The sequence below is a fragment of the Actinomadura sp. 3N407 genome (assembly GCF_052245875.1).
In the GTDB taxonomy this organism is placed as follows: domain Bacteria; phylum Actinomycetota; class Actinomycetes; order Streptosporangiales; family Streptosporangiaceae; genus Spirillospora.
In genome coordinates this window covers 1-14,344 of sequence record NZ_JBQQBP010000046.1, presented here as the reverse complement: position 1 = coordinate 14,344, position 14,344 = coordinate 1, and the positions used below count along the sequence as shown (strand labels likewise).

Annotated in this window: 2 protein-coding genes; both read right to left on the bottom strand. The window is 74.4% G+C overall.

Annotated elements, in window-relative coordinates; all coding sequences use genetic code 11:
- Window positions 1-886 (bottom strand): beta-ketoacyl synthase N-terminal-like domain-containing protein (locus ACTWPP_RS44460; RefSeq protein WP_443110525.1); only part of this gene is annotated, 886 nt, incomplete at its 3' end.
- A gap of 26 nt (window positions 887-912) precedes the next feature.
- Window positions 913-14,163: an SDR family NAD(P)-dependent oxidoreductase gene (locus tag ACTWPP_RS44455; protein ID WP_443110524.1), complete on the bottom strand. Its 13,251-nt coding sequence runs from the start codon at window positions 14,161-14,163 to the stop codon at window positions 913-915.
- Window positions 14,164-14,344 lie beyond the last annotated feature (181 nt).

Here is a 14,344-nt window from a genome sequence, read left to right as displayed (position 1 = left end):
CCACGGCGAGGACCTGATGGCCGTTGCGTTCGGCGTCCGAGAGCCGCTCGACCAGCAGCAGACCGACGCCCTCACCCCAGCCGGTGCCGTCGGCCGCGGCCGCGAACGACTTCGATCGCCCGTCGGGGGCCAGGCCGCGCTGACGGCTGAAGCCGGTGAACGCCACCGGGGTGGCCATCACGGTGACGCCGCCGGCCAGCGCCAACTCGCATTCGCCGTTGCGCAGCGCCTGGATCGCCAGGTGCAGAGCGACCAGCGACGACGAGCACGCCGTGTCCACCGAGATGGCCGGGCCCTCGAAACCGAGGACGTAGGAGAGCCGTCCCGACGCCACGCTTCCCGCGCTGCCGGTGACGACATGCTCCTCCATGCCCTCCGGCATCCGGCGCAGCCGGGTCGCGTAATCGTCGTACATGACGCCTGTGAACACGCCGGTGCGGCTGCCGTGCAGCGTCTCGGGGTCGATGCCCGCGTTCTCGAACGTCTCCCAGCTGGTCTCCAGCAGCAGCCGCTGCTGCGGGTCCATCGCCAAGGCCTCGCGCGGGCTGATCCCGAAGAACCCGGGATCGAACTCGGCCGCGTCGTGCAGGAATCCGCCCTCGCGCACGTACGACTTGCCGTGCGCGTCCGGGTCGGGATCGTAGAGGTCGTCGAGCCTCCAGCCGCGATCGGCGGGGAACTCGGTGATCGCGTCGGTGCCCTCGGCCACCAGCCGCCACAGGTCCACCGGCGACCGGACGCCGCCGGGGAAGCGGCAGGCCATCCCCACGATCGCGATGGGCTCGGTCGCCGCGGCCGTCTGCTGCCGCAGGCGCCGTCGCAGACGCTTGTTCTCCAGCAGCGACGTGCGCAACGCTTCGACGACCTTCTCGTCGGGCATGTTCATTCGTCGGCTCCGTCGGTTCGGGTCGGTTACGGGTCGGTGTCGGCGAGGGCGATCCGGATGAGGTCCTCGACACCGGCGTCGAGGAGGTTCGCGTCGTCGCCCTCCCGATCGCGGGCTGGGTCGGCCGTGCCGGCGGCGCCCGTGCCGCCGGGCGCGGCGTCGTCGGCGAGGGCGAGCACGGCCTCCAGCAGGCCCGCCGTGCGCAGGCGCTCGGGCGGGACGGAGGCGATGGCCCTGCGAATCGCTCCGTCCGGCTCCTCGGGCGGTGCGAGCAGCTCGCGCAGACGCGCGGCGAGCTTGCGCGGCGTCGGATAGTCGAACAGCGTCGTGACGGGCAGCCGCCGGCCGCTGGCGTCGCTCAGCCGGTTGCGCAACTCGATCGCGGTGAGGGAGTCCAAGCCGAGTTCCAGGAAACCGCGGTCCGGTTCGACCGCCCCGGATTCGGCGTGCCCCAGCGTGATCGAGATCTCCTCCTGGATGAACTCCAGCAGCAGCTCGGTCTGCTCCGCCTCGGTGCGGCCGGCCAGGCGTCCCTCCAACACCGGCCGGTTCTCGAGGCCGCCGCGACGGCGCGGAGCGCTGCCGACCAGGTCGCGCAGGATCGCCGGTGATGTGCCGTGCTCAGCCTGTGCGCGCAGCGACGGCACGTCGAGCCGGGCGATCGTCAGCGCGGCGCGGCGGGCGCCCAGGGCGGAGTCGAACAGCGCCAGGCCGTCCTCGGTCGCGAGGGGCAGGATTCCGCCCCGGCCGATGCGGGCCCGGTCGGCCGCGCCGAGGCTCGCGCTCATCGCGCCGTCGGCGGCCCACAGCCCCCAGGCGAGGGAGACGGCGGGACGGCCGTGGGCGCGGCGATGCTCGGCGAGCGCGTCGAGGAAGGCGTTGGCCGCCGCGTAGTTCGCCTGGCCCGCCGCGCCCAGCACACCGGCGGCTGAGGAGAACAGCACGAAGTGCGTGAGGTCCAGGTCCGCGGTGAGCTCGTGCAGGTGCCAGGCGGCGTCGGCCTTCGGCCGCAGCACGGTGTCGATCCGGTCCGGGGTGAGACCGGGAACGGTCGCGTCGTCCAGGACTCCCGCCGTGTGGACGACGGCGGTGAGCGGGTGCTCATCGGGGACGGCGGCGAGCAGGTCGGCCAGCGCGGCACGGTCGGCCACGTCGCACGCGGCGACGGTGGCGTGTGCGCCGAGCCGGGCCAGCTCGTCGAGAAGCTCGTCCGCACCCGCCGCCGCGGCGCCGCTCCGGCTGGTGAGCAGCAGGCGGCGGACTCCGTGCCGCCGCACCAGGTGCCGGGCGATCAGCGCGCCGAGTGTCCCGGTGCCACCGGTGACCAGTACCGTCCCGTCGGCCGGAAGCGGTGCGGCGGCGCCCTCGTCGTCGGTGACGCGGGCGAGGCGCGCGGCGTAGGCTCGTCCGGAGCGGAGTGCGAGCCGGGGCTCGTCGGTGTGCAGCGCGGTGGGCAGAGCCAGTGCGGACGCCTCGGTGCCGTCGATGTCGACCAGGACGATCCGGTCCGGGTTCTCGGTCTGCGCCGAGCGGACCAGCCCGCCGACCGCCGCGCCCGCCAGGTCCTCGACCGTGTCGCCCTCCGCGGCGGCCACCGCCGACCGGGTCAGCACGCCCAGCCGGGAACCGGCGAACCGGTCGTCGGCGAGGAACGTCTGGATGACTTCGACGACGCGGCGGGCCGCCCGGTGCGTCCGTCCGGCCTGGTCTCCCGACGCGTCGTGGTCCGTGCAGTCCAGGAGCAACAGGTCCGGCGCGGGCGCGTCACCGGTCAAAGCCAACGGCTCGGCGACATCGGCGAGAGTGACCAGCAGGTCGGGCGTGGGGTCGTCGAGCCACCCGATCCGGGCTTGCGGCCCGTCCCGCCGCAGAGCCGGCGCGGCCTCGGTCCAGGTGACCGCGAACCGGGCCCGGTGCCGCCGTTGCCGTCCGGAACCGAGCTGGTCGGGGGTCAGGTGCCGCACCGACAGCGACTCGATCGCCGCGACCTCGCCACCGGTCTCGGTGGTCAGCCGCAGCGCGAACCCGGCGTCGCCGCCGCCGAGCCGGACCCGGAGGACACCGTCCGGGACGGAGCCGGCCGCGCTGACGCCCGACCAGGAGAACGGGACCGGTACGCCCGCGGCCCTGTCCACGTCGGGATAGGCGTAGGCGAGGGTGTGGAGGGCGGAGTCCAGCAGGGCCGGATGGACGCGGAAGCCGGGTGTCGTCGCCTCGGGCAAGTGGATCTCGGCCAGGATCTCGGTGCCGTGCCGCCAGACGCTCCGCAGGCCCCGGAAGGCCGGACCGTAGCCCAGCCCGAGATCGGCGAGCTGCGCGTAGATCCGCTCGACGTCCTCCGGGGTCGCGTCCGGCGGTGGCCACGCCGCGTCCGCCGCCTCGAGTTCGGCGTCACCCGTGGCGGTGTCCCCCGCGCGGCCGAGTTCCCCTTCGGCGTGCCCGGTCCACTCGGCGTCGTCGGCGGGAGGCGCCGGGCGGGACCTGACCGTGACGCTCCTGCGGCCGGAACCGTCGGACGGCCCGGCGACGACCTGGACGTGCACCGCCCCGGTCTCCGGGAGGACGAGCGGAGTGGACAGGGTCAGCTCCTCGATCCGGTGGCAGCCGGACCGCTCCCCGGCGTACAGGACCATGTCGGCCAGGGCGCTGGCCGGGACGACCGGGGTGCCGTGGACGGCGTGGTCCATGAGCCACGGCTGGGCGTCGGCCGAGATCCGGCCGGTGAACAGGAAGCCGCCGTCGGGCAGCTCGGTCTCCGCGCCGAGGAACGGGTGCGTCGTCCCGGCCAACCCCAGACCGGTGGGCGAGGACGCGTCGGCGGCCGGTCGGCCCAGCCAGTACCGTTCGCGTTGGAACGGGTAGGTGGGCAGGTCCACCCGGCGCGCGTCCCGCAGCATCGCCGCCAGATCCACCCGCACGCCCGCGACCCGGGCCCGCGCCAGCGCGGTGACCACCGACTCCTGTTCGGCCGCGTCCCGGCGGAGCAGGGCGCCGACCAGCGGCCGGGCGTCCAGCTCGGGGAGGCAGTCCGGAGCGAGCGAGGCCAGTGCGTCGGAGCCGAGTTCGAGGTAGGCGCGGACTCCCGCTTCGTGCAGGGTCTGGACGCCCGCGGCGAACAGTACCGGCCGCGTCACCTGGTCGACCCAGTACCGCGCCGACGCCATCGTGCCGGGTTCGACGACGTCGCCGGTGACGGTCGACACGATCGGGATCGTGGGCCGGTCGAAGCGCAGTCCCTCGGCGACCTCCCGGAACGCGGCCACCATCGGCTTCATCAGCGGCGAGTGGAACGCGTGGCTGACCAGCAGCCGTTTGGTCCTGCGGCCGCATGCGGCCCACTCGTCGACGACCGCCATCACCGCGACCTCCTCACCGGACACGACCGTGCCGGCCGGGCCGTTCACCGCCGCGATGCCGACCGCGTCCTCCCGGCCCGTCAGGGACGCGCGGACCTCTTCGGCGCTCGCGCCGATCGCCACCATCGCCCCGCTGCCGGGCAGCTCCTGCATCAGCCGGCCGCGCGCCGCGACGAGCGCGCACGCGTCCGGCAGGGACAGGACACCGGCGACGTGCGCGGCGGCGAACTCGCCGACCGAATGCCCCATCAGGTAGTCGGGGACGACGCCCCAGCTCCGGAGCAGCCGGTACAGCGCGACCTCCAGCGCGAAGAGCGCGGGCTGGGTGTAGCGGGTCTCGTGGAGCAGGTCCTCCTCCGGGGAACCGGCGGGGGCGAACATCAGTTCGCGCAGCGGCCGGTCGAGCAGCCCGTCGAAGTGCTCGCACAGTTCGTCCAGCGCACGCCGGAACTCGGGAAAGGCCGCGTACAGGCCGCTGCCCATGCCCGGCCGTTGCGATCCCTGGCCAGAGAACATGAAGGCGGTCGCACCGTCCCGTTCGGCGGAGCCGCGGATCAGGTGGGGCGCCGGACGGCCGGCCGAGAGGGAGTCGAGCCCGGACAGCAGCTCGTCCCGGGTCCGGCCGACCACCGCCGCGCCGTGTTCGAACACCGACCGCGACCCGAGGGAACGGGCGATGTCGGCGGGCCGGTGCTCGGGATGCTCCCGCACGAAGTCGCGGAGCCGGTCGGCGAGCGCGCCGAGCGCGGCGCCGGTCGTGGCCGACAGCACCCACGGGACGACCGGTGCGGGCTCCTGCCCGTCCGCCCTGGCGGGCCCGTCCTCGGACGGGACGTCCGCGCCGCTCGGGGCCTCGATGACGACGTGGGCGTTGGTGCCGCTGATGCCGAACGCCGACACCGCCGCGCGTCTCGGCCCGTCATGCTCGGGCCAGTCCCGCGCCTCGCTGAGGAGCGCGACGTTCCCCGCCGCCCAGTCCACGTGGGGGGTGGGGCTGACGGCGTGGAGGCTGCGGGGCAGGCGTCCGTGGCGGAGCGCCTGGACGGTCTTGATGACGCCCGCGACCCCGGCCGCGGCCTGGGTGTGCCCGATGTTGGACTTGACCGAGCCGATCCACAGCGGGCGGTCGCCGGGGCGATCCCGTCCGTAGGCGGCCATGAGCGCCTGCGCCTCGATCGGGTCGCCGAGGGGGGTGCCGGTGCCGTGCGCTTCGACCGCGTCCACATCCGAGGGCCGCAGGCCCGCGTCGTCGAGCGCCTGCCGGATCACCCGCTGCTGGGACGGGCCGTTCGGGGCGGTCAGCCCGTTGCTGGCGCCGTCCTGGTTGACGGCCGACCCGCGCAGTACCGCCAGCACCGGATGGCCGTTGCGGCGCGCGTCGGAGAGGCGCTCGACCAGCAGCAGCCCCGCGCCCTCGGCCCAGATGACGCCGTCGGCTCCGGCGGCGAACGGCTTGCACCGTCCGTCCGGGGAGAGCCCGCGCTGCCTGCTGAACTCCACGAACGGGGCCGGGGTCGCCATCACCGTCACGCCGCCCGCCAGCGCCAGGTCGCACTCGCCGTCCCGCAGGGCACGCGCGGCCAGGTGCAGGCTGACCAGCGACGACGAGCACGCCGTGTCCACGGTGATCGCCGGGCCTTCGAGGTCGAAGGTGTAGGCGAGACGGCCGGACGCGACGCTGCCCGCGCTGCCGGTCCCCAGGTATCCCTCGTACTCGCCGGGGGAGGCGTTCAGCAGGCGGCCGCCGTAGTCGCCGTACATGACGCCCGTGAAGACGCCGGTGCGGCTGCCGCGCAGCGACTCGGGGTCGATACCCGCGCGTTCGAAGGCCTCCCAGCCGGTCTCCAGCAGCAGCCGCTGCTGCGGGTCGGTGGCGGTCGCGTCGCGTGGGCTCATGCCGAAGAACTGCGGGTCGAACCGGTCGGCGTCGTAGAGAAAGCCGCCCTCACGCGTATAGGACTTGCCGGCCCGCTCGGGTTCCGGGTCGTAGAGGTCGGCGACGTTCCAGCCCCGGTCGGCCGGGAACGGACCGATCGCGTCGACCTCGTCGGCGACGAGCCGCCACAGGTCCTCCGGAGTTCGCACCCCGCCGGGGAACCGGCAGGCCATCGCGGTGATCGCGATGGGGTCGTCGTCCGGTGCCGCCACCCGCCGCCCCGCTTGGGAGAGGGCCTCCCGGCCCGCGCCGGGGAGCACGCCGGCGAGGTGCTCGGCGAGCGCCCGGGGGCTGGGGTAGTCGAAGACGAGCGTGGCCGGGAGCCGCAGGCCCGTCTCGGCGGACAGCCGGTTGCGGAGGTCGACGGCGGTCAGCGAGTCGAATCCCAGCTCGGTGAAGCCGCGGTCGGCGGCGACGCCGTCGGCGTGGTCGTGGCCGAGGACGGAGGCGGCGTGCTCCCGCACGAGTTCCAGCAGCAGCCGGTGCCGCCGCGACCCGGTGAGCCCGTCGAGCCGCTGCGCCAGAGGCGTACGCCCGGCCGGGCGGGGCGCCGCGGCGACGAGCCCGGCCAGCATCGGCGGGAGCGTCGCCGCGTCGGCCGAGCGCAGCGCGGCGCGGTCGAAACGCAGCGGGAGCAGCACGGGATGTCCCGAGGTGAGGGCCGCGTCGAACAGGTCGAGGTTCGTCGACTCGGGCAGCGGAACCAGCGCCGCCTGGCGGACCCGCCGCGCGTCGGCCGTCATCCCGCTGGCGTCCGGCCACGGCCCCCAGACCAGGCTGGTGGCCGGGAGTCCCCGCGCACGGCGGTGCCAGGCGAGGGCGTCCAGGCAGGCGTTGGCGGCCGCGTAGTTGGCCTGCCCGGGAGCGCCGAGCGTTCCGGCGGCGGACGAGAACAGCACGAACGCGGCAAGGCCGGCGTCCGCGGTGAGCTCGTGCAGGTACCAGGCGGCGTCCGCCTTCGGCCCCAGGACGGCGTCGATCCGGTCGGGGGTCAGGTTGGTGAGGGCGGCGTCGTCCAGCACTCCGGCCGTGTGGACCACGGCGGTGAGCGGGTGGCCGGAGGGGACGTCCGCGAGAACGGCGGCGAGCCTCCCGCGGTCGGTGACGTCGCAGGCCGCGATGGTGACCTCGGCACCGTGTCCGGAGAGCTCCGCCCGCAGTGCGTCAGCGCCCGGCGCGTCAGCGCCGCGCCGGCTCAGCAGCAGCAGGTGCCGCACGCCGTGCCGGGCCACCAGGTGCCGCGCGACGATCGCGCCCAGGGCGCCGGTGCCGCCGGTGACCAGGACGGTCCCTTCCGGGTCGAGCGGTGACGCCTCGGGTTCGGGTAGCGGCGTCGCGGCCACGCGCGGTACCAGGTGGCGACCGTCGCGCAACGCGACCTGGGATTCGCCGCGGGCGATCGCCGTGGCGAGGGACCGCGCCGATGCCGCGCTTCCGTCGAGGTCGGTGAGGACGAACCGTCCGGGATGCTCGTTCTGGGCGCTGCGGACCAGCCCCCAGACGGCCGCCCCCGGCAGATCGGCGGTCGCGTCCTCGGGGCCCGTGGAGACCGCGCCCCGGGTGACGACCACCAGGCGGGAGTCCGCCGTTCTCTCATCGGCCAGCCACTCCTGCGCCGCGAGCAGCACCCGGGTGACGGCCCCGCGTACGTCGTCGGGGCCGGCGCCGTCGGAGGGGCCGACGGGCAGCAGTACCGCGCCGGGCATCGGACCGGTCGCCGGGACGAGCTCGGAAAGGTCGCCGTGGAACACCGGCGGGAGGTCCGCGCCGGCCAGCGCCCCGCTGAGCCCGGCCGCGTCGCCGAGCACGGCCAGGGACGCCGGGGCGGCAGCCGGACGGGCGGGGGCGGTGTCCCAGCCGAGCCGGTATGCCTCGCGCCGCCGGGCGCTGATCCTGCCGATGGGCACCGGGCGCACCACCAGCGCTTCGACCGATGCGACCGGGGTTCCCGCCGCGTCGGTGATGGCCACCGCGAGCGTGTCCGGCCCGGTTCGGGTCAGTCGGCTTCTGATCGAGGTGGCCTGCCACGTGTGCGGGACGACGCCGCGCCAGGAGAACGGCAGCAGGATCTCTTCCCCGGATCCTAGCGAGGGGTGGTCCGAAGCCAGCGCGTGCAGCGCCGCGTCGAGCATCGCGGGGTGCATCCCGCCCGCCTCGCCGCCGTCCTCGCGCACGTGGGTCTCTGTGTAGACCGTGGAACCGGCACGCCAGGCCGCCCGCAGCCCCTGGAAGGCCGGTCCGTAGCCGACGCCGATGTCGGCGAGCGCGTCGTAGAGCCCGTCGACGTCGATCGGCTCACCGTCCTCCGGCGGCCACGCCGCGGGGAAGTCGTCGAACGGCCCGGCCGTGTGCGCACCCAGCGTTCCCGACGCGTGCCGGGTCCACGGCCGTTCGCCGTCGCCCGGGTCGGTCGCGGCGGCGCGCGAGCTGATGGTGATCGACCTGGCGCCGTTCGCGTCCGGCCCGGACACCGTCACCTGAAGATCGACCGAGCCGCTCTCCGGCAGCGTCAGGGGCGACTCGACCGTCAGCTCCTCGATCCGGCCGCATCCGCTGACCCTCGTCGCGTGCACGGCCATGTCGAGGAACGCCGTGCCGGGCACGAGCGCCGCGCCGTTCACGGTGTGCTCGGCGAGCCACGCGTGGGTGCGCCGTGACACCCGGCCGCTCAGCAGCCGGCCACCGGTCTCGGCGAGGGACGTCGAGGCCCTGAGCAAGTCGTGCGCACCGGTGTCCATCCCGAGGGACGCCGCGGCCGGGGCGGCCGCCGGCAGCCAGAACCGGCGTCCTTCGAAGGGATAGTTGGGCAGGGCCACCGGCCGCGCGTCCAGCCGCGCGAAGAACGACTTCCAGTCGACGGGTACGCCGCGCAGCCCGGCCTCGGCGACGGCGGTGACGAGCGTTTCCGCCTCCGGCCGGTCCCGGCGCTGCGTCGCGATCCGATGACCCGAACCCTCGTCCGCGGGGAGGGCCGTGAGAACCGCGTCGGGTCCGACCTCCAGGAACGTCGTGACGCCCAGCTCACGAAGCGACCCGACCCCGTCGTGGAAGCGGACGGGCTGCCGCGCCTGCCTCGTCCAGTAGCGCGGATCGCCCAGATCGTCCTCCGCGGCCGGCCTGCCGGTGAGGGCGGACACGATCGGCACCGCGGGCGGCCGGTAGGTGACGCGTTCGGTGACCTGGAGGAACTCGTCGAGAATGCCATCCATGTGCGGAGAGTGGAACGCGTGCCCGACCCGCAGCCGCGTCGTCTTCCGGCCGCGTTCGGTCCACAGCTCCGCGACCCGGGCCACGGCCTCCTCGTCGCCGGACACCACCGTCGAGTCGGCGGCGTTGACCGCCGCGATCGCGGCGACCCCGTCCAGGCCGCGCAGCGACTCCGCCACCTCGGCCTCGGCCGCGCGGATCGCGACCATCGCGCCGCGCGCCTCCACCGCCTGCATCAGCCGTGCCCGCTCCGTGACGAGCACGCAGGCGTCGTCGGCGTCGAACACCCCGGCGACGTGAGCGGCGGCGATCTCGCCTATGGAGTGCCCGAGCAGGACATCGGGACGGACGCCCCACGACTCGAGCAGCCGGAACAACGCGACCTCCATCGCGTAGATCGCCGGTTGGGCGTACCGGGTCTCGGCGAGCAGGGCGGCCTTCGGCGAGCCCTCCTCGGCGAACATCACCGCTCGCAAGGAGTCGTCCATCCGCGCGTCCATCCGCGCGCAGATCTGGTCCAGCTCGGTGGCGAACACCTCGAACCGGTCGTACAGATCGCGGCCCATCCCCGGATGCTGGCTGCCCTGCCCGGAGAACAGGAACGCGGTCCTGCCATCACCGCCGCCGCTCACGACCACGTTGGTCGCGGTGCCGCCGTTCGCGAGGATCTCCAGCCCGGCGAGCAGCTCTTCGCGGGTACGGCCCGTCGCCGCCGCGCGGTGCTCGTGAACGGCGCGGGCCGCCAGCGAGACGCCGACGTCGGCGGGACGGAACTCCTCCAGCCCGGCGAGATGCTCGAAGAGTCCGCGCGCCTGCGCGGCAAGAGCCGGCTCGGTTCTGCCGGACAGCAGCCAGGGGACCGGATCCCCCTCGGCCTCACCCCGGTCGTCCGCCGCCGGGACGGCGGCCGACGCCGGATCCCACTCGAGGACCACGTGCGCGTTGGTGCCGCTGATCCCGAACGCCGAGACGGCCGAGCGGCGCACCCCGTCCCCGCCCGGCCAGGGCCGTTCCTCCGCGAGGACGGACACGGCGCCGGACGACCAGTCCACGTGCGGGGTCGGCTCGTCGACGTGCAGCGTCCGAGGCAGCAGCCCGTGCCGCATGGCCTGCACCATCTTGATCACGCCGGCGGCCCCGGCGGCCGCCTGGGTGTGGCCGATGTTGGACTTGATCGAGCCGATCCACAGGGGGCGGTCGGCGGGGCGGTCACGGCCGTAGGCGGCGATGAGGGCCTGGGCTTCGATGGGGTCGCCGAGGGCGGTGCCGGTGCCGTGTGCCTCGACGGCGTCGATGTCGTCGGGGTTGAGTCCGGCGTCGGTGAGGGCCTGCTGGATGACGCGTTGCTGGGAGGGGCCGTTGGGGGCGGTGAGTCCGTTGCTGGTGCCGTCGGAGTTGACGGCCGTGCCCCGCACCACGGCCAGGACCTGGTGGCCGTTGCGCTGCGCGTCCGACAGCCGCTCCACCAGCAGCAGACCGGCACCCTCACCCCAGACGGTCCCGTCGGCGGCGGCGTCGAACGGTTTGCACCGGCCGTCCGGAGCGAGACCGCGCTGGCGGCTGAACTCGACGAACAAGGTCGGGGTCGCCATGACCGCGACGCCGCCCGCCACCGCCAGGTCGCAGTCGCCGTTGCGGATCGCCTGCACCGCGAGGTGCAGGGACACGAGCGAGGACGAGCACGCGGTGTCCACCGTGACGGCGGGCCCCTCGAAGCCGAGGGTGTAGGCGATGCGGCCGGACGCGACGCTCGTCGTCGAACCGGTGATCAGGTAGCCCTCGGAGCCGGTGTCCGCGGGCCGCGCGTTGATCCCGTACTCCTGCGCGGCCGTTCCGATGAACACCCCGGTGCCGCTTCCGCGCAGCGACGCCGGATCGATCGCGGCGTTCTCCAGCAGCTCCCATGCGGTCTCCAGCAGCAGCCGCTGCTGCGGGTCGGTGGCCAGGGCCTCCCGGGGGCTGATCCCGAAGAACTCCGCGTCGAACATGTCCGCGTCGTGGAGGAACCCGCCCCGGTCCACATAGGAGGTGCCGGGGTGGTCGGGATCCGGGTCGCCGAGCGCGTCCAGGTCCCAGCCCCGGTTGGCGGGGAACTCGCCGATCGCGTCGGCGCCCTCGGCCACGAGCCGCCACAGGGCTTCCGGCGTGCGAACGCCGCCCGGGAACCGGCACGCCATGCCGACGATCACGATCGGGTCGTCGCCGGTCTCGCCGACCCTGCCGTGCGGGGTACTCGGCCGCGGCGCGTCCGCTCGCGTGCCGAGCAGCTCGGCGCGCAGGCGGTCGGCCAGCGCGCCCGTCGTCGGATGGTCGAATATCAGCGTGGCGGGCAGGCGCAGACCGGTGGCGCCGTTCAACCGGTTGCGCAGCTCGACGGCGGTGAGGGAGTCGAACCCCAGATCCCGGAAGCCGCGGTCGGTCTCGATCGCGTCCTGCCCGACGTGCCCCAGTACCGCCGCCACGTTCGTGCGGACCAGATCGATCAGCGACTCGCGCTGCCCGGACTCGCCGAGCGTGCGGAGCCGCTCGGCCAGCTCCTCGGCGGCCGCCCGCCCGCCCGGTCCGCTCGCACGCCGGACGGTCGCCCGGCCGATCGTGCGCAGGATCGGCGGAATGGTCTCGTCGTCCGCGCGGACCGTCGCCGGGCGCAGCGCGGCCATCACCAGCGGGGTGTGCCGCTGCAGCGACAGGCCCGCGTCGAACAGAGCGAGGCCCTGCTCGGTGTCCAGCGCCGCGCTGTTGCGGGTGAGCCTGGCCTTCCCGGCCGAGTCCAGGTCGGCGGTCATCGAGCTGGTCTCCGCCCACAGTCCCCACGCGAAGGACGCGGCGGGCAGGCCACGCGACCGCCGGTACGCGGCCAGCGCGTCGACGAAGGTGTTCGCGGCCGCGTACACCGACTGGCCCGGGTTGCCGATCGTGCCCGCGGCCGAGGAGAACAGGATGAACGCGTCGAGGTCGAGCTCCTCGGTCAGTACGTGCAGGTTCCACGCCGCGTCGGCCTTGGGCCTTAGGACGGTGTCCGCCTGCGCGCTCGTGAGCGCGGTGAGCACGCCGTCCGCCAGCACACCGGCGGTGTGGACGACCGCCGTGAGCGGATGTTCGTCCGGGACGCCGGCGAGCAGGGCGGCCAGCGCGTCCGGGTCGGCGGTGTCACAGGCCGCGACCGTCACCTCGGCACCGGTCGCCTCCAGCTCGGCCGCCAGTTCCGATGCGCGCGGGGCGTCCGGACCCGAGCGGCTGACGAGCAGCAGACGCCGCACGCCGTGCCGGTCCACCAGATGCCGGGCGACGCGCCCGCCGACCGTGCCCGTCCCGCCGGTGATGAGCACCGTGCCGTCCGGGTTGAAAGCCGCCGTCTCGTCGCCCTCGTCCGGGGCGGTGCCGACCAGGCGCGGCAGGTGAGCCGCGCCGTCGCGCAGCACGGCCTGCGGCTCACCGGAGTCGACGGCGGCGGCGAGAGCCCGCATGGAGGCGTCGGTTCCGTCGAGATCGACCAGAGCGAACCGGTCCGGCTCCTCCCACCACGCGGCGCGCAGCAGACCCCACACGGCCGCGCCCGGCAGGTCGCGCACGGGGTCGTCTGCGTCCACCGAGACAGCGCCGCGCGTGACCACCACCAGCCGCGACGCCGCGAGCCGATCTTCGGCGAGCCAGTCCTGCAGCAGGTGGAGCACGTGCCGGGTGACGTCATGGGAGCGCGCCGCCGGATCGTCCATGTCGGGCGTTCCGCCGTCGCAGGGGAGCAGCACGACCTCGGGGACGGCCCCGCCGGTGTCGACGGCGCGCAGCAGGTCGTCCAACCCGCTGTGGCGCGGCAGGTCGGCGAAGGTGTCGCCCAGGAGGGACGAACCGTCGCCCAGCACCGCCCACGCGCCTTGGCCCGAGGGCCGCGTGTCGGCCGCCGCCGATCGCACCCAGTCGATGCGCCAGAGCGCATTGTGCAGGTGGCGGGACGTGTCCAGCCGATCGACATCCAGTTCCCGGAGCTTCAGCGAGGAGATCACGATGACCGGTCGGCCGGCCTCGTCGGCCATCTCCAGCGTCGCCGTCGAGTCGTCCACGGGCGTCACCCGGACGCGCAGCACGCTCGCCTCGGTGGCGTGCAACGTGATTCCCGACCAAGAGAACGGCAACCGGACCGGGGCGTCGGGACGGTCCGGGTCGCCGAGCGCGATGGCGTGCTGGGCTGCGTCGAGCAGTGCCGGGTGGACGGCGAACCCGCTCGTGTCGGCGTCGTCGGGGAGACGGACCTCGGCGTAGAGGACGTCGCCGTCCCGCCACGCGGCCCGCAGCCCCTGGAAGGCCGGCCCGTACACGTAACCGAGGCCGGCGAGCCGGTCGTACAGGTCGTCGGCCGGCACCGGCGTCGCCCCGGACGGCGGCCACACACCGGCGAACTCGGGCTGCCGGGCGTCGGGAGCGTCCGCGACGACCGTGCCGCTCGCGTGCCGCGTCCACGGCTGGTCCGGCTGGTCAGCGGGGCGTGAGTGGATCGTGACGGTGTGGCCGTCGCCTTGGCCGTCCGGGGTCACCGTGACGTGCAGCTGGACGGCCGCGGTACCGGGGAACGTCAGCGGGGTCTCGACCGTCAGCTCTTCGGTGTGCCTGTAGCCGAGATGCGCGGCCGCGTGCAGCGCGATGTCCAGGAAACCCGTCCCGGGCATCAGCACCGTTTCGAGCACCGCGTGGTCGGCGAGCCACGGATGCGTAGTCGTGGAGATCCGCCCGGTGAAGATGTGCCCGTGCTCTTCCGGCAGATCCGTCGTGCTCCCGATCACTGGATGACCGGTGTGCGCCTGGCCCAGCTGCTTCGCGGTGCTGGTCGGTGTGAGCCAGTAGCGCTTGTGTTGGAAGGGGTAGGTGGGCAGTGGTGTGTGTGGGGTGGGTGGTGTGTGTGGTGTGGGTTGTTGGGTGGTGGGCCAGTTGATGTTGATGCCGGCGATGTGGGCGTGGGTGAGG